The sequence below is a fragment of the Burkholderia mycopellens genome (assembly GCF_964265025.1).
Classification (GTDB): Bacteria; Pseudomonadota; Gammaproteobacteria; order Burkholderiales; family Burkholderiaceae; genus Burkholderia.
Genome location: NZ_OZ183802.1, coordinates 1,874,398 through 1,897,392, shown reverse-complemented (window position 1 = coordinate 1,897,392; position 22,995 = coordinate 1,874,398). Strand labels below are relative to the sequence as shown.

Here is a 22,995-nt window from a genome sequence, read left to right as displayed (position 1 = left end):
AAGGCGATATTCGGAGCCGGCAGTTTTTCTTATCAGGTAGACGCACCCGTCGCGGCCGACCAACACGTAGAGCTCGGCGACGAGACACAGGTTCCGATTTTCGAGAAGGTGCTGCTGAGATTAGTCCCAACCGATGAGGCGCCAGCAATGATGGCAACAGCAATGAGACCCGCAATCAGACCGTACTCGATCGCGGTAACCCCGTTTTCTTCCTTAAGGAAGCGCTTGATGAGTGCTTTCATTTTATTCCTCGTGCCTGAATGTACGTTCTTTGGCCTTTTATACGTAAACGTCCCCGCATATCCGGCCGGTTGCCCCACGCTGTTCGCCACATCTGCTGCGACGACAACCGGGTGCGCTTTCTTTATAGATTGCCCCGAGGGGCATGGCTCAACATTTGATGCAAGTTAACATTCGCGATAGTGATCCTCCTCGAACGCTGTGTACCGAACCGTACATTTCCTTACATCTGCTCCCGATTCTATATCCGATCCCATTTAATTTCCAACCTCTTTCAACGACTTGGATGGAAAAAAATGACCGGAAGCACAACGTATTTGTACGGCGTTTCGGTACGGCTTACACATAGGATTTACGATAGGTTAGATGTGCACACCTAATCCACCAGTAAAACAATTGCCTCGTCCACCAAGCCTGCGCAACCCCACGTTACGTCGTGCGCGTAACGCCAATGTTGTGACGTTACGTTACGCAACGCTCGAAACCGTTCTCATTCGTCTGCCCTTAAACAGATTCAACAATCTTTCAATTTCCATACCTTCCTTTTCCGACAAGGAATTGCCCCGTTTAAAACCTGTTGCCGAACCGTCGACCATCGAAATGGCACGACAGTTGCAGAGTAGTTCTCGCACCACTCAACACAACGCAGTTCACAACACATTTTTAACGCGAGGACAAAATGGACATTAAGGTTATCCCCCATGGCGTGTTCCGGACGACTCTGATCGCGGCCACCGTTGCAGCCATGCTTTCCCTCTCCGCGTGCGGCGGTTCCGGCTCCATCAGCCAGGGTCTTGGCGGCGGCTCGAGCTCCGGCGGCGGCGATTCGATCTCGACTTCGGGCGGCGGTACGTCCGGCTCGAGCGGAACCTCCGGTACGAGCGGCACGTCCGGCACCAGCGGTACCTCAGGCACGAGCGGTACGTCCGGCACCAGCGGAACCTCGGGTACGAGCGGCACCAGCGGCACGTCGGGCACGAGCGGTACCTCGGGCACCTCGGGTGTGTCGTCGAACCCAGTGGGAACTGTCCTCGCAAGCAGCAGCAACATCGTCACGAGTGTCGGCGGCACCGTCTCCGGTCTCGGCTCCGTCATCGGCAGCCAGTCGCTGCCGGGCGTCAACCCGGCCACCACGCAAGCCGCAGGCGGCATCGTGCAAAGCGTCGGCGGTGCGGTGACCGCACTCGGCAATGGCCTCGGCAACGGTCTCGGCCAGCTTGGCGCGACGAAGGATCCGCTCGGCACGACGCTCGCCAGCACGGGCGGCGTGGTCAACCAGCTCGGCGGCGCAGTCACGCAGACCGGCAACCTGGTCACGAGCCTCGGTAGCGGCCCCCTGTCGCCGCTCGCACCGGTCACGGGCGCTGTCGGCGGCCTCGTGTCGACGCTCGGCGGTGCAGTCTCGAACGGCGGCGCCACCCTCACCAACGCACTGTCGACCGGCCCGATCCAGCAAGTCACGCAGACGGTCAGCTCTGCCATCACGCCGATCACGACGATGGTCGGCCAGACGACCCAGACGATCGGCACGGCGACCGGCCTCGGCGCGCCCGTCAACACGCTGCTCGGCACGGTCGGCAACGGCCTGAACCAGGCCGGCGCCCTGCTCGCGTCCACGGGCGGCAACCCCGTCACGACCGGCCTTGGCAACACGGTCTCGTCGACGGGCAACACCGTGAAGGCCGTCGGTGGCCTGCTCACGGGCGGCACCGGTGGCGTGACCAACCCGCTCGCACCGCTCACCGGCCTCGTCTCCACGGTCACGGGCGCACTCGGCGGCGCAACGGGCGGCGGCAGCAGCCCGCTCGCTCCGGTCACCGGCCTCGTTTCGACGGTCACCGGCGCACTCGGCGGCGCAACGGGCGGCGGCAGTGGCCCGCTCGCTCCGGTCACCGGCCTCGTTTCGACGGTCACCGGCGCACTCGGCGGCGCAGCAGGCGGCGGCAGCGGCCCGCTCGCTCCGGTCACCGGCCTCGTCTCCACGGTCACGGGCGCACTCGGCGGCGCAGCAGGCGGCGGCAGCGGCCCGCTCGCCCCGGTCACCGGCCTCGTCTCGACGGTCACGGGCGCACTCGGCGGCGCAACGGGTGGCGGCAGCAGCCCGCTCGCCCCGGTCACGGGTCTCCTCGGCGCTGTGACGGGTGCGCTCGGCAGCGCGACAGGCGGTGCTGGCGGCGGCAGCCCGCTCGCGCCGGTGACGAACGTCGTGTCCACGGTGACCAGCACGGTCGGCGCACCGGCATTGACCGGCGGTACCGGCGCAGTGACGAACTCGGGCTCGTCGTCGAATCCGCTCGCGCCCGTCACGTCGCTGATCGGCGGCCTGCTCGGCGGCACGCACGGCAAGTAAACCAACATCCATCAATCGACAAGACAGCGAGGAGTCAATCATGTCCCAGCAACGTTCCCTCACGACAGCCGCCCTGAGCCAGTGGCGCGTGCCCCTCACCGCCTTCGCCGCCGCCTGCCTGCTGGCCGCCTGCGGCGGCGGCGGCGTGAGCTCGCCGCCGACCAGCAGCAACAACAACCCCAGCAGCACGAGCGGCACGCCGAGCACGAGCGGCACCAGCGGCACGTCCACCGGCACCAAGGGTGTCGTCAGCACGGTTGGCCAGACGGCCACCGACCTCGGCAGCACGGTCGGCAACATCAGCGTGCCGGGCCTCGGCGACGGCGTGACGAAGGGCGTCGGCAGCACGCTCTCCAGCACCGGCACGATCGTCGGTGCAGCCGCCGATGCCGTGAGCAACGGGCTGGGACAGATCGGCACGACTAAGGATCCGGTCGGCACAACCGTCGCTGGCCTCGGCAATGTGGTCGGTGCGACGAGCAACACGGTGTCCGGGCTGAGCGCGACGGTCAAGGCACTCGGCACGGGCCCGCTCGCGCCGCTCGCGCCTGTCACGACCCCGGTCGGCACCGTGCTCGACACGGTGGCCAACGGCTTGACGGCCGCCGGCACGACGATCGGCTCGACGCTGTCGTCGGGCGCCGTGCAGCAGGTGACGCAGCCGCTCAGCTCGGCGATCACGCCGCTCGTGATCACCGCCGGCCAGGTCACGCAACAGGTCGGCACGACGACCGGCCTCGGCCAACCCGTCTCGGGCCTGCTCGGCCAGGTCGGCGGCGCGATCAGCTCGGCCGGCAAGCAGGTTGGCGGCACGTCGAGCCAACCGCTCGTCGGCGACGTCGGTCAACTCGTCACTGCGGTCGGCAACACCGTGACCAACGCGGGTGGCCTCGTCAACCCGAACGGCCCGAACGGCGCGGCACCGATCCCCGGCCTGATCACGAGCCTCGTTGGCGGCTCGACGGCGACCGTACAGAACGGCACGTCGTCGGGTTCCGGCTCGACGAATCCGCTCGGCGGCCTGCTGTCGGGTCTCGGCTCGACGCCGCTCGGCTCGCTCACCGGCGCACTCGGCGGCGCAACCGGCGGCTCGGGCAGCAGCCCGCTCGCACCCGTCACGGGCCTCGTCTCCACCGTTACCGGCGCACTGAGCGGTGCGGCGGGCGGCAGCGGCGGCCCGCTCGCCCCGGTCACGAATCTCGTGTCGACGGTCACGGGCACGCTCGGCGGCGCAACGGGTGGCGCAGGCAGTGCAAACCCTCTCGCGCCTGTCACCGGTTTGCTGAATACTGTCACCGGAGCAGTGGGCGGTGCAGCAGGATCCGGTGGCGCGAGCCCGCTCGCGCCGGTCACGTCGCTGGTGGGCAGCGTCACGGGTACGGCGACGTCGGGCGGCGGCTCGACGGGTCTGCTGGCACCGGTAACGGGATTGCTGGGTACGCTGGGTAGCGTTGGGAAGTAAGGAGGACGGTCGCACCTTCGCAGCCGGAGCGGATGGCGCGACCGTACAAATACAACCGGCATTGCGGCACGCGGCGCGCGGCACCCTGGTGTCGCGCGCCGGCATGACAAAGAAGACGAAGAGCAAGGCCTACGAGGAAGAACAATGAAATCCAGACTCGACAGATGGATGATGATGCTCGCCATCGCGGCGGCAGGCACGGCACATGCACAAACACGCGTCGGAGGTAACCCGCTCGATTCCCTACCGCAGATCAACGCGCCGAAAACCGGCCCGAGCGTGACCGTGCAGGTCGCACCGCAAGTGCCGCAATTGCAGGAGTTGTTGTCGCGCCACCTGACGCCGACGACGTTCCAGGTCGAAGGCGTGAAGTCCGTTCCGTTCGAGGAAATCTCGCGTCGCTTCACCCCTCTCGTCGGCAAGGACATCACGATCGGCGAATTGATCGAAACCGCCAACGGCGTGACGAAGCTGTACCAGGATCGCGGCTACGCGCTGTCGTTCGCATTCGTTCCCGCGCAGACGTTCGAGAACGGCGTCGTGCGCATCACGGTTGTCGAAGGTTATGTATCGGACGTCAAGGTCACCGGCAAGCCCGGTGCGATGGAATCGAAGATTCGTGCGATCGCCGCACATATCACTGCCGATCGCCCGCTGCGCCGCGCGACGTTCGAACGCTACGTGAACACGTTCGGCCTGTTGCCCGGCCTCACGGTAAAGGCGAACGTACCGCCGCCGCAAACCACCGACGGTGCCACGACGCTCGAGCTCGCGGTCGACCGTAAGCCGTTCAACGTCAGCACCGGTATCGACTTCAACCATCCGGGCGTCCAGGGCCTCATCACCGCCACCGAGAACGGCCTCACGTCGTTCGGCGAGCAACTGAGCATTTCCGCGCTAGCGCCGCCGGGGCGCGACAAGCAGACTTATTTCGCATTCAGCGGCGCGGTACCCGTGGGCAGCAGCGGCCTGATCACGCGCCTCGACGCGAGCACCTATCGCGGCAAGCCGACCGACAACCCGGGGCTGCCGTCATACGTGCAGCGTACAGTCAAGAACGAGAAGCTGGGTCTTTCGGCATCCTATCCGATACTGCTGAACAACCAGCGCAGCCTGCTCGGCACGGTGTCGGGCTATGCGGCACACAACGAGGACAATTACCAGAACCAGATCACCGGCGCGACGCTCGACAACCGGTCGCAGGTTCGCGTGCTGCAACTGCAGCTCGACTACACGAACGTCCAGCCGAAGCAGGTGCGAAAGTTGAGCATCAACGTAGCCAAGGCGTTCGACATTCTCGGCGCATCGAAATCGCAGGTCGCCCAGGTGAACGGCTCGACGATTACGTACGCCGACCCGACATCACTGACCTTCGTCCGCACCGGCGCGACCTTCACGCAAACCAACGAATGGCCGTTCCGGATCGGCACGTCGGTCTCGCTAACCGGGCAATACAGCCCCGACTCGCTGCCGACGTCCGAGCAGATCTCGTTCGGCTCGACGCGTTACGCGCTCGGCTATCAGCCGGGCGAAGCGTCGGGTGACTCGGGATGGGGGATGTCGCTGGAGGTCAACCGCGGCTTCACGCCGGGCTGGACGTATATGAAGTCCGTTACGCCGTACATCGCCTACGACATGGCGCGTGTGTACCTGCACGCGGGCACACCGTCGCCGAATCGCATGTCGTCGGTCGGCATCGGCGTGCGTTTCACCGACAGCCGCTTCTACAGCCTCGACCTGAACGTCGCGAAGCCGGTGGGTGACGCGCCCGTCGAAAGCGCGTCACGCAGCCCGCGCATCAACGCCGCGTTCTCCTATCAGCTCAACTGATCGGTCACCAAACAGCCCGCGCCACGCGGGCTGTTTCGATTAGAGTCCCCTCTATCAAACGTGGCGCGCTGTTTCACGTATTCTGGCGAAGCTCGCAACATGCCCGCCCCATGCAGACGGTCGTGCGAGCAAATCGAACACGACATGCAAAACAAGGAGGACGACAATGATTCAACTGACCCGCCCGTTTCGTGCAATCGCCATCGCCGGCGTACTGCTCGCTTGCGCTGCCCCCACGTTCGCACAAGCAGACAGCCCCATCGGCATGTGGCAGACGATCGACGACAACACGCATCAGCCGAAGGCACTCGTGCAGATCGCCGAGGACGGCGACGGTGCGCTGACCGGCAAGGTCGTCAAGGGCCTCGGTGCGAACGATACGCCTGATCGCCGCTGCACCGCCTGCACGGACGAGCGCAAGGATCAGCTCATCAAGGGCATGACGATCATCAAGGCAATGAAGAAGGAAGGCGACCACTGGGACGGCGGCAACATTCTCGACCCGGAGAACGGCAAGGTCTACAAGTGCAAGATGACGCTTGAAGACGGCGGCCAGAAACTCATCGTGCGCGGTTACATCGGCGTGTCGCTGCTCGGTCGTTCGCAGACCTGGGTTCGCCAGCAATAATGCGACTCGCGCTTAAACGCGCGGCTCAATGAAAAAATCGGCCTGCGACGAAGTCGTCAGGCCGATTTTGTTTTGATGCGCGCGTAACTGGAACCCGCGGACATCACGCTGCATGTTTCAGCGCGTCTGGCGCATAGCTGCCAGGTGCGCGATACACGGGCGCCACATTGCTGCGCGCTTCCGCCGCTTTCGATTGCGTGTGCTTGCGCATTCGCGTGGACAATTCATTGCACAGATTGACGCCTGCGTCGCCATAGAGTTCACGCATGATACTCATCAACGTACCCGTCTCGTGCCAGACCTTGAAGCGTCGATGGCAAGTTTGGTACGAAGGGTAACGGCGCGGCATGGCCGACCACGTTGCGCCACTGTAGATCACCCAGAGCACACCGTTCAGGACGGCACGCGTATTGGCCAACGGACGGCCGCGCAACTCGGTGCGCGGCTGCATTTCGGGCAGAAGCGGCGCGACGCAGCGCCACTCGTGTTCGGTCAGATCGCGATACGGTGTCATGGGTCTCTCCAGCCTTAGTAACCATGACACAACGATATCGACTCACCTCAACAATGAATATAAGACAAATCCGAAAATACCCCGAGATTGCGTTGATTTGACCGGAATTGACGTTTAAATCCCGCCCGTTGCCGGGAATCGCCCTCAGGTCAGCGACGTATCGACAATGCGGCGCGGCGTTTCGATATATTCCTTCGACTGCATTTCGACGATTCGCGACACCGTTCGTGCAAACTCGTTGGCCATCGGGCCTTCGACGTACAACTGCTCCGCCGGCACCGCCGCGGACATCAGCAGCTTGACCTTGTGGTCGTACAGCACGTCGATGAGCCACGTGAAGCGGCGCGCCTCGGACGCCATCCGCGGCGACATCTGCGGCACCTCGGACAGGACGATCGCGTGGAAGCGGCTCGCGAGCTCGAGATAGTCGTTCTGCGAGCGCGGGCCGCCGCACAGCGTCGCGAAGTCGAACCATACGACGCCGTCCGCCTTGCGCAGCGCCTTCAGTTCGCGCTTCTCGATATGCAGCAGTGGGCTTTCGTCGGGAACGGCAGCGAGCTTCTGGAACGCATGCCGCAATTCGCGATCGGCGTCGGCGCCGAGCGGCGTGTGATACATCTTCACCTGCGCAAGCGTGCGCTGGCGATAATCGACGCCCGCGTCGACGTTGAGCACGTCGAGTTTGGACTTGATCAGCGCGATCGCCGGCAGCATGCGGTCACGATGCAGGCCGTCCGGATACAGGTCATCGGGATCGTAGTTGGACGTCATCACGAACTGCACGCCGTTGTTGAACAGGCGGTCGAGCAGACGATACAGGATCATCGCATCGGCAATATCCGACACGTGGAACTCGTCAAAGCAGATCAGCCGGTAGCGCTTCGCGATGCGCCGTGCGAGTTCGTCGAGCGGATCGGCCTGCCCTTTCAATTCCTCGAGCTCGCGGTGCACCTCGCGCATGAATTCGTGGAAATGCAGGCGCGTCTTGCGCTGCACGGGCACGACCGCGTAGAAACTGTCCATCAGGAAGCTCTTGCCGCGACCGACGCCGCCCCACATGTAGACGCCGCGCGGGAGGTCGGGATGATTGATGAGCTTCTTGAATGCGTTCGAGCGGCGCGCCTTGTACTCGACCCACTCGTCGAAACAGTGCTGCAGGCGATCGACGGCCGCGCGCTGCGCGGGATCGGACTGATAGCCGCGCGTGGTCAGTTCGCGCGTGTAGTATTCGGTGACGTTCATCGGGCAAACCGGAAAAAACGAAGGCGGACGGGTAACCCCGCCCGCCCTCGTCATGAGACGGCTGCGCCGGCCGATGGCCGGCTATACCGCACTCAGCTGTTCAGCGAACGCTTGTCGACGGCGAGCGCCGCTTCGCGCATCACTTCCGACATCGACGGGTGCGGATGGCAGATACGGGCGATGTCTTCCGACGCCGCCTTGAATTCCATCGCCACCACGGCTTCCGCGATCAGGTCCGACGCGTTCGCCGCGATCACGTGCACGCCGAGCAGTTCGTCGGTCTTCGCGTCCGCGATCATCTTCACGAAGCCGTCCGGCGCGTTCATGCCGAGCGCGCGACCGTTGATCGAGAACGGGAACTTGCCCGACTTGATCTCGCGGCCTTCCGCCTTCAGCTGCTGCTCCGTCTTGCCGACCCATGCGATTTCCGGGTACGTGTAGATCACCCACGGAATGCAGTTGTAGTCGATGTGCGGCTTCTGGCCGTCGATCACTTCCGCGACCAGCACGCCTTCGTCTTCCGCCTTGTGCGCGAGCATCGGGCCACGCACCACGTCGCCGATCGCGTACACGTTCGGCACCGCCGTGCGGCAGTGGTCGTCCACGTCGATGAAGCCGCGTTCGTTCGCCTTCAGGCCGATCGCCTCGAGGCCGAGGTTGTCGGTGTTCGGCACGCGGCCAACCGACACGATCAGGCGGTCGGCGTCGAGCGTCTGCGCGTTGCCGTCCTTGTCGGTGTAGGCGATCGACACGCCGTTCGCGGTCGTCTTCACTTCGCCGATCTTCACGCCGAGATGGATGTCGAGGCCCTGCTTCTTGAACAGTTTGGCCGCTTCCTTCGCGAGCGCTTCGTCAGCTGCGCCGAGGAATGCCGGCAGCGCTTCGAGCACCGTCACTTCGGCACCCAGGCGACGCCACACCGAACCGAGTTCGAGGCCGATCACGCCTGCACCGATCACGGCGAGCTTCTTCGGCACCGCGTCGAACGTCAGCGCACCTTCGTTGTCCGACACGATCTTGTTGTCGACCGGGATGCCCGGCAGGTGACGTGCCTTCGAGCCCGTCGCGATGATCACGTTCTTCGCGGTGACGACTTCGGTTTCACCCTCGCCGCTCACTTCGATCTGCACGCCGGCGTCGGTCTTGCCGGTGAACTTGCCATGGCCCTTCAGCCAGGTGATCTTGTTCTTCTTGAACAGGAACTCGATCCCGCTCGTCATCTTCTCGACGATCGCGTCCTTGCGGCCGAGCATCTTCGCAACGTCGATCTTCACGCCGTCAACCGTGATGCCGTGGTCGGCCAGGTGGTGCGACGTGTTCTCGAACTCTTCCGACGACGCGAGCAGCGCCTTCGACGGGATGCAGCCGACGTTCAGGCACGTGCCGCCGAGCTTCAGCGCGCCGGCCGGGTTCTTCCACTTCTCGATACACGCAACGGTCTTGCCGAGCTGCGCGGCGCGGATCGCGGCGATGTAGCCGCCGGGGCCGGCGCCGATCACGACGACGTCAAATTCCTTGGACATGACAATCCTTTCTTCTTGTGCAACCGCACGGGCCGCGCGTGTCGCGCGCCCGTGCGGTGCGGGTCAATGCGGTGAAACTCGGCTTACAGGTCGAGCAGCAGGCGTGCCGGATCTTCCAGCGCATCCTTCATCGCGACAAGCGACAGCACGGCTTCGCGGCCGTCGATGATGCGGTGGTCGTACGACAGCGCGAGGTAGTTGATCGGACGGATCACGATCTGGCCGTTTTCGACGACCGGACGCTCCTTCGTCGCGTGCACGCCGAGGATTGCCGACTGCGGCGGGTTGATGATCGGGGTCGACAGCATCGAGCCGAACACGCCGCCGTTCGAGATCGAGAACGTACCACCCGTCATTTCCTCGATCGACAGCTTGCCGTCCTTCGCCTTCTGGCCGAACTCGGCGATCTTCTTTTCGATTTCGGCGAGGCTCAGTTGATCCGCATTGCGCAGGATCGGCACGACGAGGCCGCGCGGCGAGCCGACAGCGATACCGATGTCGAAGTAGCCGTGGTAGACGATGTCGTTACCGTCGATCGACGCGTTCACGAGCGGGAACTTCTTCAGTGCGTGGACAGCCGCCTTCACGAAGAACGACATGAAACCGAGCTTCACGCCATGCTCTTTCTCGAACTTGTCCTTGTACTTGTTACGCAGCTCCATGACCGGGGCCATGTTCACTTCGTTGAACGTCGTCAGGATCGCGTTGGTCTGCTGCGACTCGAGCAGACGCTCGGCAATACGCGCACGCAGGCGCGACATCGGCACGCGTTGTTCCGGACGGTCGTTCAGCCAGGTCGCAGCCGATGCCGGCACCTTCACTTCCGGCAGCGACGGCTTCGCAGCGGCCGTCTTGGCCGGTGCGGCAGCCGGAGCGGCCTTCGGTGCGCTGCCTGCTGCCAGCGCGTCGCCCTTCGTGACGCGGCCGTCGCGGCCCGAACCTGCGACGTCGCCCGCCGACAGGCCCTTCTCGGCCAGCAGCTTCGATGCGGCCGGCGATGCGGTCGCCGACGATGCCGCAGCGGCGACCGGCTGCGCTGCCGGTGCGGCTGCAGCAGGTGCTGCCGCCGGCTTGACTTCGGCGGCGCCCGCCGCAGCTTCGGCTGCACCTGCCTTCGCTTCGGTGTCGATCGTCGCGATCAGTTGATCGGCAACGACGGTGTCACCGTCGTTCTGCAGCACTTGCGCGAGCACGCCCGCGGCCGGTGCCGGCACTTCGAGCACGACCTTGTCGGTCTCGAGTTCGATCAGGATTTCGTCTTGAGCAACTGCTTCGCCCGGCTTCTTCTTCCACTGCAGCATGGTGGCTTCCGAAACCGACTCCGAAAGCTGGGGGACTTTGACTTCTACGATAGCCATGTGATTTTCCTGGATGCTTAATCTGGGGTATGACGAGGTTCGTGCGATTCCTTCGGCCGGTGCGGCGCGCCACGCGCCCGGCAGGCCAAAAGAGACGGGAAAGCGCATGGCGCCTTCCCGTTTCGCTTCCGTCGGTTATTTCGCGATCGATGCGCTCTTCAGGCGGCCGAACGCACCTTCGATGAGGGCCTTCTGCTGCTCGTAGTGCTTCGCGTAGTAGCCAACCGCCGGCGAGGCCGAAGCCGGACGGCCGCTGTATGCCAGCTTCTGCCCTTCCTTCATGCCTTCCTTCAGATGGTGCTCGACGTAGAACCAGGGGCCCTGGTTCTGCGGCTCGTCCTGCACCCAGACCACTTCAGTCGCGTTCTCGTACTTCTTCATTTCGGCTTCGAACTGCTTGTGCGCGAACGGATACAGCTGCTCGATACGGATGATCGCGACGTCGTTCGCCTTCGTTTCGCGGCGATGTGCGACGAGGTCGTAATACACGCGGCCCGAGCACACCAGCACGCGCTTGACCTTCTTCGCGTCGATGCCGCCGTCGGTTTCGCCCAGCACCGGCTGGAACGAACCCTTCGCGAGTTCCGACAGGTCCGACACAGCTTCCTTGTGACGCAGCAGCGACTTCGGCGTAGCGACGATCAGCGGCTTGCGGAACAGGCGGATCATCTGGCGACGCAGCAGGTGGAAAATCTGCGCCGGCGTCGTCGGTTGAACGACCTGCATGTTGTGATCCGCGCACAGTTGCAGGAAACGCTCGATACGCGTCGACGAGTGTTCCGGACCCTGGCCTTCGTAGCCGTGCGGCAGCAGCATCGTCAGACCCGACACGCGGCCCCACTTCACTTCGCCCGACGAGATGAACTGGTCGATCACGACCTGCGCGCCGTTGACGAAGTCGCCGAACTGCGCCTCCCACAGCACGAGCGTGTTCGGCTCGGCGGTCGAGTAACCGTATTCGAAGCCCAGCACGGCTTCTTCCGACAGCACCGAGTCGATCACCGTGAACTTCGCCTGGCCATCAGCGATGTTCTGCAGCGGAACGTACGTGCCGTCGTTCCAGCGCTCGCGGTTCTGGTCGTGCAGCACCGCGTGACGGTGCGTGAACGTGCCGCGGCCCGAGTCCTGGCCGGTCAGGCGCACCGAGTAACCCGATGCGACGAGCGACGCGAACGCGAGGTGTTCGCCCATGCCCCAGTCGAGCGGCTGGTCGCCACGCGCCATGTTGCGACGGTCGTTGATCACGCGCTCGACGAGCGGATGGACCTTGAAGTTTTCCGGGACCGTCGTGATGCGTTCGCCGAGGCGCTTCAGCTCCGCGAGCGGCACGGCCGTATCGGCTGCATCCGTCCACTTGCGGTTCAGGAACGGAACCCAGTCAACTGCGTACTTGCTCTTGTAGTTCGACAGGACCGGATCGACCGTGTGGTGGCCGTCGTCCATCGCCTTGCGGTACGCCTTCACGTAGTTGTCGGCGTCTTCCGCGGTGATCACACCCTGCTGCACGAGCTTCTCGGCGTACAGCGCACGGGTGCCCGGGTGCTGCGCGATCTTCTTGTACATCAGCGGCTGCGTGACCGCCGGCGTGTCCTGCTCGTTGTGGCCCAGCTTGCGGAAGCAGACGATGTCGATCACGACATCCTTGTGGAACTGCATCCGGTAGTCGATCGCGATCTGGATCGCGAGCACGACGGCTTCCGGATCGTCGCCGTTCACGTGCAGCACCGGCGCCTCGATCATCTTGACGACGTCGGTACAGTACAGCGTCGAGCGCGCATCGCGCGGGTCGGACGTCGTGAAGCCGATCTGGTTGTTGATGACGATATGCAGCGTGCCGTGCGTGCCGTAGCCGCGCGTCTGCGCGAGGTTCAGCGTTTCCATCACGACGCCCTGGCCAGCGAAGGCCGCGTCGCCGTGGATCTGCACCGGCAGCACTTGCAGGCCGTCTTCGTCGCCGCGACGATCCATCCGCGCCTTCGCCGAACCTTCGACCACCGGGTTCACGATTTCGAGGTGCGACGGGTTGAACGCGAGCGACAGGTGGACCGGACCGCCTTCCGTCGACACGTCCGACGAGAAGCCCTTGTGGTACTTCACGTCACCGGCCGGCAGGTCGTCGACGTGCTTGCCTTCGAATTCGGCGAACAGGTCGGCCGGCATCTTGCCCAGCGTATTGACCAGCACGTTCAGACGGCCACGGTGGGCCATGCCGATGATGATTTCCTGCACGCCGCGCTTGCCCGAGTGCTGGACGACTTCGTCCATCGCCGCGATGAAGCTTTCGCCGCCTTCGAGCGAGAAGCGCTTCTGGCCGACGTACTTGGTATGCAGGTAGCGCTCGAGGCCTTCAGCGGCCGTCAGGCGATTCAGGATGTGCTTCTTCTCGTCGGCCGAGAAGTTCGGCGTCGCGCGGATCGACTCCAGGCGCTCCTGCCACCAGCGCTTCTGTTCCGGGTCGCTGATGTACATGTATTCGGCGCCGATCGTGCCGCAGTACGTGTCGCGCAGGCCCTTGACGATGTCGCGCAGCGAAGCCTGGTCGAAACCGAAGTACAGGTTGCTTGCGCTGTACGTCTGGTCGAGGTCGCCTTCGGAGAAATCGTAGAACGCGGGTTCGAGCTCGGGAATGGCGGGACGTTCGCGACGCTTCAGGGGATCCAGATTGGCCCATTGCGAGCCGAGGAAGCGATAGGCGCTGATGAGGGACTGGACGTGCACTTGCTTGCGTGCCGCAGCCAGATTGGTGGTGCTTTCGCGCGGGATGAAGGCATTGGCCTTCGCACGCTCGGCGAACGATTCGACGATCGGGAAATGGGCGACGTCATTGGCATTCGAACCGTCCGTTGCAGGTACATTCTGCAGCGCGTCGAAATACTCTCGCCAGTTCTCCGGCACCGATGCCGGATTGTTGAGGTATGCATCGTACAGTTCTTCAACGTACGAAGCATTGCCGCCGAACAGATAGGAGTTCAGCTGAAACTGCTTCATTACATCTGACATTTTACGCTCACCTTTCTTCGAGCTTCTCGAGAAATAGCGGGTTGCTCAACCTTCCGCGACACGGCCTGACCGTTTAGCGGATTGCGAATCAAGTCTTGCTTGGAAGGACCTAAAACTTGCGTGCGCGCAGCATATCACAGAACCGATACCGAAGTTCACGGCGAAATGTGCCTGAAAGCACCGCGCGACGGGGTTTTGCCGGATTGCCACGACCCGCAGGAACAGTGTTTTGCAGACACCCCGATTGCACATCGCGCAGATGCAAAAAAGGCTGCCCGCAGGCAGCCTTTTCCGTGATGCAGCGAACGGACGAAACGCTTAGTCGACCGCGCCTTCGCGGCTCGCGCGGCGACGCTCGTGCTCCTTCAGGAAGCGCTTGCGCAGGCGGATCGACTGCGGCGTCACTTCGACGAGCTCGTCGTCGTCGATGAATTCGACTGCGTACTCGAGCGACATCTGGACCGGCGGCACGAGGCGCACGGCTTCGTCGGTACCCGACGCACGCACGTTGGTCAACTGCTTGCCCTTGATCGGGTTCACGACGAGGTCGTTGTCGCGGCTGTGGATACCGATGATCATGCCCTCATAGAGCGCGTCGCCCGGCTTCACGAACATGCGGCCACGATCCTGCAGCTTCCACAGCGCGTAGGCCACGGCAGCGCCGTCGTCCTGCGAGATCAGCACACCGTTGCGGCGCTCGAAGACCGAACCGTCCTTGACCGGTGCGTACGAGTCGAAGATGTGGCTCATCAGGCCCGTGCCGCGCGTGAGCGTCAGGAATTCGCTCTGGAAGCCGATCAGGCCACGCGCCGAGATCTTGTACTCCAGACGCGTGCGGCCGCGGCCATCCGACGCCATGTCGAGCATCTCGCCCTTGCGGCGACCGAGCTCTTCCATCACGCCGCCCTGATGCTCGTCCTCGACGTCGACGGTCAGCAGCTCGTACGGCTCGTGCCGCACACCGTCGATTTCCTGCATCACGACGCGCGGACGCGACACGGCAAGCTCGTAGCCTTCACGACGCATGTTCTCGACGAGAATCGTCAGGTGCAGTTCGCCACGGCCCGACACTTCGAACACCGTTTCGTCGCCGGTGTCTTTCACGCGCAGCGCAACGTTGTGGTTCAGTTCCTTCATCAGGCGATCGCGGATCTGGCGGCTCGTGACGAACTTGCCTTCGCGGCCGGCGAGCGGCGACGAGTTGACGAGGAAGTTCATCGTCAGCGTCGGCTCGTCGACGGTGATCATCGGCAACGCTTCCGGCGTATCCACCGCGCAGATCGTTGCGCCGATGCCGACGTCTTCAATACCGTTGATCAGCACGATGTCGCCCGCTTCGGCCGACTCGACTTGTACGCGCTCGAGGCCCGTGAACGACAGCACCTGGTTGATCTTGCGGTTCAGCACGTCGCCTTCCGGGCCGAAGCGCATCGCAACCGGCTGGCCCGGCTTGATGCGACCGCGCGTGATCCGGCCGACGCCGATCCGGCCGACATACGTCGAATAGTCGAGCGACGTGATCTGCAGCTGCAGCGGCGCATCCGGATCCGCCGGACGGACCGGCACGTGCTCGAGGATCGCCTCGAACAGCGGGCGCATGTCGCCTTCGCGCGCAGCCGGGTCGAGCGACGCATAGCCGTTCAGGCCCGATGCATAGACGATCGGGAAGTCGAGCTGCTCTTCGGTTGCGCCGAGCTTGTCGAACAGGTCGAAGGTCTGGTTGATGACCCAGTCGATCCGCGCACCCGGACGGTCGATCTTGTTGATGATGACGATCGGCTTCAGGCCGAGCGCGAGCGCCTTCTTCGTGACGAAGCGCGTCTGCGGCATCGGGCCCTCGACCGCGTCGACGAGCAGCAGCACCGAGTCGACCATCGACAGCACGCGCTCCACCTCGCCACCGAAGTCCGCGTGCCCCGGCGTGTCGACGATGTTGATGTGCGTGCCTTCGTACTCGACCGCGCAGTTCTTCGCGAGAATCGTGATCCCGCGCTCTTTTTCGATGTCGTTCGAATCCATCACCCGCTCCGCAATCTGCTGGTTCTCGCGGAAGGTGCCGGACTGGCGAAGCAGTTGGTCGACGAGCGTAGTCTTGCCGTGGTCGACGTGGGCGATGATGGCGATATTGCGAAGGGCGCGGGTCATAGAAACCTGGAAATCGTTTGAACGCGCAAAAGCGCCCGCTCGTTTTTCACGGGCGCGCGCATTGCAGCTTGGAAAGCCACAAATTATAGCACGTGCGGATGTCGAGAGCTGACGGGTGCGTTGCGACGCAACAAGAGCCGGCCGGCTCGCCCTCCCCTCGAACACACCCATCAATCGAAGCCCACGTCACCGGCGAGCCCAAAAACCTTATTGCGACAAGGGATTTGTGTGACGTAAAGCACGCCCTTGGCCGTTCGATTAACATTTGCCGCGGCAAGCAACTGTGCCTATACTGCTGCCTAGTCAACTATTGCAGATTCAGGGTTTTATGTCGGATTCTTCTACCCCACCACCTGTTTCGCCGCTGTCCTCATATCAGATGAACGACAGCGTCGGTTATCTGATGTCGCGCGTGAAGTCGGTGATGACCAACCTCGTCACGCAACGCACGCAGGAAGAGCTCGGCATCACGGGCACGCAGGCGAGCATGCTGTTCATGATAGCGGTCGGCAAGTGCTCGACGGCCGCCGAGCTCGCGCGCGAATACGGGATCGATGCGAGCGCGGTCACGCGCCTGCTCGACCGGGTCGAGAAACGCGGCCTGCTGTCCCGCGTCCGCAGCATCGAGGATCGGCGTGTCGTGCGGCTCGAGCTGACCGACGAAGGCCGTGCGCTCGCCGAGCGGCTGCCGCCGATTTTCCGCAGTGTGCTCGATCAGGTGCTGGACGGGTTTACGCCGGAAGAAGTCGGGTTCCTGAAGAGCATGCTGCGCCGCATTCTCAGCAACTACTGCGAGACCGCCGGCGGCAGCATCACGTAATAGTTGCCATAACAATTACTTTTGACAGATTAATGTAAGGAAATCCTTGCAGTGTCCATCATTCATTCCGAGTCAGGGATCAGCGCGATGAAATCCTCCCCGTTGTCCGTGCGCGCCGGGTCGTGCCGCACCGCCGTCGCCGCCGCGGTCGCCGCACTGGCGCTGGCGGGCTGCGCGAACTACATCGGCATCAAGAGCGACAAGCAGATCGCCCCCGCGTCGCAATTCGAATCCGCCCAGAGCCTGCCAGCCCAGGGCGGCCAGTGGCCGGCGCTCGACTGGGCCAGCCAGTTCGGCGATCCGCAGTTGCCGAAGCTGATCGACGAGGCCCTGCAGGGCAATCCGTCGATCGCGCAGGCACAGGCGCGCATCGCAAAGGCGTCGTCATACATTGAATCGTCGCGTTCGAACCTGATGCCGAAGGCGGAAGCCAGCTATTCGTGGACGCGCGAGCTGTATTCGTCGAACGCGCTGTTCCCGCCCCCGTACGGCGGCCAGTGGTACAGCGAGAACAATGCACTCGCGAGCGCGTCGTGGGAGCTCGACCTGTGGGGCAAGAACCGCGAACGCCTGCATACCGCCGTATCGCAGGAAAAGGCGGCCGAAGCCGACATGCAGCAGGCACGCATCACGCTCGCGTCGTCGGTCGCACGCACCTACAACTCGCTCGCGCAACTCTATGCGCTGCGCGATATCGCACAACGCGAGATCACCAACCGCGAGACGGTCGGCAAGATCACCGACGGCCGTGTGTCGGCCGGTCTCGACACCAACGTCGAACGCCAGACGGCTCGCGGCAATATCGCCACGACCCAGGCTTCGCTGTCGGATCTCGACGGCCAGATCACGACGGTGCGCTACCAGCTCGCCGCGCTGCTCGGCAAGGGTCCGGATCGCGGGCTGCAGATCGCGGCGCCCGTGCTGAACCCGAGCGGCGAAGTGGCGCTGCCCGGCAACCTGCCGGCCGATCTCGTCTCGCGCCGCCCCGACATCGTCGCCGCGCGTTGGCAGGTCGAAGCCGCGATGCACGACGTGAAGGAAGCGAAGGCCGAGTTCTATCCCGACGTGAACCTCGCGGCCGGCTTCGGCTTCGATGCGTTCGGCTGGGGCAAATTCCTGAACTTCGCGAGCCGCCAGGCGCAGTTCGGCCCGGCGATCCACCTGCCGATTTTCGATGCCGGCGCGCTGCGCGCGCAGCTCAAGGGCCGCTATGCGGACTTCGACCTGTCGGTGGCGAACTACAACCAGACGCTGATCAATGCGCTGAACGACGTCGCGACGCAGGTCGCATCGATCCGCGCGGTCGATCGCCAGATGGGCGATGCGCAACGCGCGCTCGACGCATCGACGCGCGCCTATGACCTCGCAGTCATCCGCTACAAGGCCGGCCTGTCGCCGCAGTTGCAGGTGCTGACCGCGGACAGCAACCGCCTCGCATCGGAGCAGACGGTGACCAACCTGAAGATGCGCCGCCGCGACATGCAGCTCGCGCTGATCAAGGCGCTGGGCGGCGGGTTCGACGCGACCGGCACGCCGCTCGCCGCACCCGACGCCGACAAGCCGACAAAACAGGCCGCCAACTGATCCGGCGCCACCACTACGCAGACACTCGAAATAACGGACGGAGAAAATCGCCATGAGCGACCAACAAAACGCCGCCAGCGTGCAGCCGCAGAACAACGGCAAGCGCAAACGGATGATGACGCTGCTCGTCGCGGTCATCGTAATCGCGGCCATCGCGTATGGCCTGTACTACTTCCTCGTCGCCCGCTTCCATGAAGGGACCGACGACGCGTACGTGAACGGCAACGTCGTGCAGATCACGCCGCAGGTCACCGGCACCGTGATCGCGGTGAAGGCCGACGACACGCAGACGGTCAAGGCCGGCGATCCGCTCGTCGTGCTCGACCCGGCCGATTCGCAGGTCGCGCTGCAGCAGGCCGAAGCCAATCTCGCGCAAACTGTGCGCCAGGTGCGCGGCCTGTTCGTCAACGACGACCAGTACCGCGCGCAAGTCGCGCTGCGCCAGTCCGACCTGTCGAAGGCCGAGGACGACCTGCGTCGCCGCCTGGCCGTCGCGCAGACGGGCGCCGTGTCGCAGGAAGAAATCTCGCACGCGCGCGACGCCGTGAAGGCCGCTCAGGCATCGCTCGACGCCGCGCAGCAGCAGCTCGCGTCGAATCGCGCGCTGACCGCGAACACGACGATCGCCTCGCACCCGAACGTGCTCGCCGCGGCCGCGAAGGTGCGCGACGCGTATCTTGCGAACGCCCGCAACGTGCTGCCCGCGCCGGTGACCGGCTATGTCGCGAAACGTTCGGTGCAGGTCGGCCAGCGCGTATCGCCGGGCACGCCGCTGATGTCGGTGGTGCCGCTGAACGCAGTGTGGGTCGATGCGAACTTCAAGGAAGTCCAGCTCAAGCATATGCGCATCGGCCAGCCGGTCGAACTGACGGCCGACATCTATGGCTCGTCGGCGGTCTACCACGGCAAGGTGGTCGGCTTCTCGGCCGGTACGGGCTCGGCGTTCTCGCTGCTGCCGGCGCAGAACGCGACGGGTAACTGGATCAAGGTCGTGCAGCGCCTGCCGGTACGGATCGAACTCGATCCGAAGGATCTCGACAAGCACCCGCTGCGCATCGGCCTGTCGATGCAGGTCGACGTGGACATCAAGGACGAACGCGGCGACCAGCTCGTCAACGCGCCGAACACCGTCTACGAGACCAACGTGTTCGCGAAGTACGGCGACGAAGCTGATGCTGAAATCGCCCGCATCGTCGCGGAGAACGCAGGCGGCAACGCATCAGCGCCGGCTGCGTCGAAGTCGAATGCCGTCGCGAAGATGATGTAACCGTTCCGACTCCGGAAAAACAACCGACATGGCACAGGCTCCTGTCTCTCACCCGCCCTTGCAGGGCGGGCAACTCGTGATCGGGACGATCGCGGTATCGCTCGCGGTGTTCATGAACGTGCTCGACACGTCCATCGCGAACGTCGCGATCCCGACCATCTCGGGCGACCTCGGCGTGTCGTCCGACCAGGGCACGTGGGTCATCACGTCGTTCGCGGTCGCGAACGCAATCTCGGTGCCGCTGACCGGCTGGCTGACCGACCGCTTCGGGCAGGTACGCCTGTTCCTCGCGTCGATCATCCTGTTCGTGATCTCGTCGTGGATGTGCGGGCTCTCGCCCACCCTGCCGTTCCTGCTTGCGTCGCGCGTGCTGCAAGGCGCGGTCGCAGGCCCGATGATTCCGCTGTCGCAGGCGCTCCTGCTGTCGAGCTATCCGCGCGCCAAGGCGCCGATGGCGCTCGCGTTATGGGCGATGACGACGCTGATCGCGCCCGTTGCCGGCCCGATTCTCGGCGGCTGGATCTCGGACAACTACTCGTGGCCGTGGATCTTCTACGTCAACATCCCGGTCGGCATCGCCGCCGCCGCCGCGACGTGGGCGATCTACCGCAATCGGGAGTCGGCCGTGCGCCGCGCGCCGATCGACGGCGTAGGCCTCGCGCTGCTGGTCGTCTGGGTCGGCTCGCTGCAGATCATGCTCGACAAGGGCAAGGATCTCGACTGGTTCGCGTCGACGACCATCATCGTGCTCGCGCTGACTGCCGTCATTGCGTTCGCGTTCTTCGTCATCTGGGAATTGACCGCCGAGCATCCGGTTGTCGACCTGTCGCTGTTCCGCATGCGGAACTTCACCGGCGGCACGGTTGCGTTGTCGATCGGGTACGGCCTGTACTTCGGCAACCTCGTGCTGTTGCCGCTGTGGCTGCAGACGCAGATCGGCTACACGGCGACCGACGCCGGTCTCGTGATGGCGCCGGTCGGGTTGTTCGCCATCCTGCTGTCCCCGCTCACCGGGAAGTATCTGCCGCGCACCGATCCGCGCTTTATCTCGACGGCGTCGTTCCTGACGTTTGCGCTGTGCTTCTGGATGCGGTCGCGCTACACGACGGGCGTCGACGAATGGTCGCTGACGCTGCCGACGCTCGTGCAGGGCATCGCGATGGCCGGCTTCTTCATCCCGCTGGTATCGATCACGTTGTCCGGCCTGCCCGGCCATCGTATCCCTGCGGCATCGGGCCTGTCGAACTTCGTGCGGATCATGTGCGGCGGTATCGGCACATCGATCTTCCAGACGGCCTGGGACCATCGCAACAACTTCCATCACGCGCAACTGGTCGAGCAGGCGAACGTCTACAACCCGACGTTCAACCAGGCCGTCACGCAGATGGGCAACCTCGGGCTGACGCAGGACCAGGCGCACGGGCTGATCAACAACATGGCCACGCAGCAGGCCGCGCAGCTCGGCGTGAACGACCTGTTCTACATCTCGGCAGCGATCTTCGTGCTGCTGATCGGGCTGATCTGGATCACGAAGCCCGAGCGCTCCGGTGGTGGCGATGCAGGTGCCGCGGCATCGGCTGCGCACTGAACACGCAGCCTGAACGCAAACAAAAAGCCCGGTCGACCGGGCTTTTTCATTTCGACGGGAACGCGTCCGCTCGGCTGCGTCAGGCCGCCGTGACGACAAGCCGCTCCGGTGCCAGTACGCCGTTCGCCTTGCGAGCCACACCGAGCAGCCGAGTCGCGTCGTAGACACGCACACGCTCACCTTCGGCCGCATCGATCGGGTCGAGCGCCGACAGCGGCAGACGCTGGCCGTGCAGGAACCGCTTCGCGCTGGTTTCATCGAGACGAACCAGCGGAAACGTCGACAACAACGCGTCGACCGGCTGGAGCCACGCATCGCGCGACACGTCATCGGCATCGGACAGCGCATCGAGCGTCACCGCATGCTCGAGCGTCAGCGCACCGACGCCCGTGCGACGCAGCATCGTCAGATGCGCACCGCAACCGAGCGCCTCGCCGATATCCTCCGCCAGCGTGCGCACGTACGTGCCCTTGCTGCAGGTCACGCGAAACGTCACGTCAGGCAAGTCGCACGCGAGTAGCTCGAGTGCGAGGATCGTCACGTTGCGGCCCTCGCGCTCGACGGTTTGCCCCGCGCGCGCATATTCGTACAACGGCTTGCCGTCGCGCTTGAGCGCCGAATACATCGGCGGCACCTGCACGATCTCGCCGGTGAAGCGCACGAGCGCGGCTTCCACCGCCGCGCGATCGCATTCGACGGCCCGCGTGTCGATCACCTCGCCTTCCGCGTCGCCGGTGGCCGTACGCTGGCCGAGGCGCATCGTCGCTTCGTAGGTCTTGTCCGCTTCGAGCAGATCCTGCGAGAACTTCGTCGCCTCGCCGAAGCACAGTGGCAGCAGGCCCGAAGCAAGCGGATCGAGCGTGCCGGTGTGACCGGCTTTCTTCGCGAGCAGCAGGCGCTTCGCGCGAATCAGCGCGTCGTTGCTCGACAGGCCGACCGGCTTGTCGAGCAGGAGGACGCCGTCCAGCACGCGCCGGGGCACGCGCGGACGTTGGGATGCTGCAGTCGTCATAGGCCGGTCGAGCTCAGTCGTCCTTGGTGGCCGCGTCGGCCTCGTCGTCGTCCTTCGCGCGCGTCGAGTTCGCTTCCTTGATCAGGCGCGACATTTCCACGGCCTTCTCGATCGTCTGGTCGTAGTGGAAATGCAGCGTCGGCACCGTATGAATGTGCAGGCGCTTGAACAACAGGTTGTGCAAGTGACCCGACGCGTGGTTCAGCGCTTCCTGCGTCTTGGCCGGATCGCCGGTCAACGCAGTGAAGTAGACCTTCGCGTGTGCGTAATCCGGCGTCAGTTCCACGCTCTGGATGGTCACGATGCCGATGCGCGGGTCTTTGACCTCGCGCATGATGAGTTCGGACAGATCCCGCTGAATCTGGTCGGCGATCTGAACGTTGCGATTGGGGGAAGTCCGTTTCCTGGACATGATCGATCCGTATCCTTTAT

18 protein-coding genes are annotated in these 22,995 nt (G+C 64.2%); 9 read left to right on the top strand and 9 right to left on the bottom strand.

Annotation, left to right across the window (positions count from 1 at the left end):
• Positions 1 to 32: 32 nt before the first annotated feature.
• Positions 33 to 242: a Flp family type IVb pilin gene (locus tag ACPTTC_RS08750; RefSeq protein WP_174936517.1), complete on the bottom strand. Its 210-nt coding sequence runs from the start codon at positions 240 to 242 to the stop codon at positions 33 to 35.
• Positions 243 to 606: 364 nt separating this feature from the next.
• Between ACPTTC_RS08750 and ACPTTC_RS08745 the strand changes: the two genes are divergently transcribed.
• The 5 genes from ACPTTC_RS08745 (at position 607) to ACPTTC_RS08725 (ending at position 6,510) form a co-directional block, all read left to right on the top strand.
• A complete protein-coding gene (locus ACPTTC_RS08745) occupies positions 607 to 930 on the top strand; it encodes a hypothetical protein (protein ID WP_423392209.1) in 324 nt (107 codons plus the stop codon).
• Positions 920 to 2,590, top strand: a complete 1,671-nt coding sequence (locus tag ACPTTC_RS08740; RefSeq protein ID WP_423392208.1) for a collagen-like triple helix repeat-containing protein — start codon at positions 920 to 922, stop codon at positions 2,588 to 2,590. Before ACPTTC_RS08745 ends, ACPTTC_RS08740 begins: the two co-directional genes overlap by 11 nt.
• Before the next feature lie 40 nt (positions 2,591 to 2,630).
• A complete protein-coding gene (locus tag ACPTTC_RS08735; RefSeq protein ID WP_423392207.1) occupies positions 2,631 to 4,052 on the top strand; it encodes a collagen-like triple helix repeat-containing protein in 1,422 nt (473 codons plus the stop codon).
• A 144-nt stretch (positions 4,053 to 4,196) separates the two neighbouring features.
• A complete protein-coding gene (locus tag ACPTTC_RS08730; RefSeq protein WP_423392206.1) occupies positions 4,197 to 5,882 on the top strand; it encodes a ShlB/FhaC/HecB family hemolysin secretion/activation protein in 1,686 nt (561 codons plus the stop codon).
• Between the two features lie 166 nt (positions 5,883 to 6,048).
• Positions 6,049 to 6,510 (top strand): DUF2147 domain-containing protein, encoded by a 462-nt coding sequence (locus tag ACPTTC_RS08725; protein WP_423392205.1) that lies wholly within the window; start codon positions 6,049 to 6,051, stop codon positions 6,508 to 6,510.
• Positions 6,511 to 6,613: 103 nt separating this feature from the next.
• On the opposite strand, the gene ACPTTC_RS08720 is transcribed toward ACPTTC_RS08725, so the two are convergent.
• From ACPTTC_RS08720 to typA, 6 genes are all read right to left on the bottom strand, one after another.
• Entirely contained in the window at positions 6,614 to 7,024 is a 411-nt protein-coding gene (locus ACPTTC_RS08720; RefSeq protein ID WP_226198123.1) for a transposase, read from the bottom strand.
• 144 nt (positions 7,025 to 7,168) lie between these two features.
• A complete protein-coding gene (gene zapE / locus ACPTTC_RS08715; protein WP_226198122.1) occupies positions 7,169 to 8,266 on the bottom strand; it encodes a cell division protein ZapE in 1,098 nt (365 codons plus the stop codon).
• A gap of 92 nt (positions 8,267 to 8,358) precedes the next feature.
• On the bottom strand, positions 8,359 to 9,789 hold the full coding sequence (gene lpdA / locus ACPTTC_RS08710) for a dihydrolipoyl dehydrogenase (RefSeq protein WP_085038893.1): 1,431 nt from the start codon (positions 9,787 to 9,789) through the stop codon (positions 8,359 to 8,361).
• 83 nt (positions 9,790 to 9,872) lie between these two features.
• Positions 9,873 to 11,147 carry a 2-oxoglutarate dehydrogenase complex dihydrolipoyllysine-residue succinyltransferase gene (gene odhB / locus ACPTTC_RS08705; RefSeq protein WP_175952945.1) on the bottom strand — a complete coding sequence of 425 codons (1,275 nt, stop codon included), beginning with the start codon at positions 11,145 to 11,147 and terminating at the stop codon, positions 9,873 to 9,875.
• A gap of 135 nt (positions 11,148 to 11,282) precedes the next feature.
• The gene (locus ACPTTC_RS08700; protein WP_175952946.1) at positions 11,283 to 14,147 is read right to left on the bottom strand and encodes a 2-oxoglutarate dehydrogenase E1 component; all 2,865 of its coding nucleotides are present in this window, start codon (positions 14,145 to 14,147) and stop codon (positions 11,283 to 11,285) included.
• Positions 14,148 to 14,465: 318 nt separating this feature from the next.
• Entirely contained in the window at positions 14,466 to 16,292 is a 1,827-nt protein-coding gene (gene typA / locus ACPTTC_RS08695) for a translational GTPase TypA (RefSeq protein ID WP_175952947.1), read from the bottom strand.
• Between the two features lie 328 nt (positions 16,293 to 16,620).
• On the opposite strand from typA, the gene ACPTTC_RS08690 reads away from it, so the two are divergent.
• From ACPTTC_RS08690 to ACPTTC_RS08675, 4 genes are all read left to right on the top strand, one after another.
• A complete protein-coding gene (locus ACPTTC_RS08690) occupies positions 16,621 to 17,112 on the top strand; it encodes a MarR family winged helix-turn-helix transcriptional regulator (RefSeq protein WP_175970144.1) in 492 nt (163 codons plus the stop codon).
• A gap of 87 nt (positions 17,113 to 17,199) precedes the next feature.
• Complete coding sequence (locus ACPTTC_RS08685) at positions 17,200 to 18,696, top strand: efflux transporter outer membrane subunit (protein WP_423392204.1); 1,497 nt, start codon at positions 17,200 to 17,202, stop codon at positions 18,694 to 18,696.
• A 52-nt stretch (positions 18,697 to 18,748) separates the two neighbouring features.
• Positions 18,749 to 19,963, top strand: coding sequence for an efflux RND transporter periplasmic adaptor subunit (locus ACPTTC_RS08680; RefSeq protein WP_226198118.1), 1,215 nt, complete (start codon positions 18,749 to 18,751; stop codon positions 19,961 to 19,963).
• A gap of 28 nt (positions 19,964 to 19,991) precedes the next feature.
• Positions 19,992 to 21,551, top strand: coding sequence for a DHA2 family efflux MFS transporter permease subunit (locus ACPTTC_RS08675; protein ID WP_226198117.1), 1,560 nt, complete (start codon positions 19,992 to 19,994; stop codon positions 21,549 to 21,551).
• Between the two features lie 79 nt (positions 21,552 to 21,630).
• On the opposite strand, the gene truB is transcribed toward ACPTTC_RS08675, so the two are convergent.
• The gene (truB, locus tag ACPTTC_RS08670; RefSeq protein WP_423392203.1) at positions 21,631 to 22,563 is read right to left on the bottom strand and encodes a tRNA pseudouridine(55) synthase TruB; all 933 of its coding nucleotides are present in this window, start codon (positions 22,561 to 22,563) and stop codon (positions 21,631 to 21,633) included.
• A 13-nt stretch (positions 22,564 to 22,576) separates the two neighbouring features.
• Positions 22,577 to 22,975, bottom strand: coding sequence for a 30S ribosome-binding factor RbfA (rbfA, locus tag ACPTTC_RS08665; protein ID WP_021162402.1), 399 nt, complete (start codon positions 22,973 to 22,975; stop codon positions 22,577 to 22,579).
• Between the last annotated feature and the right edge of the window lie 20 nt (positions 22,976 to 22,995).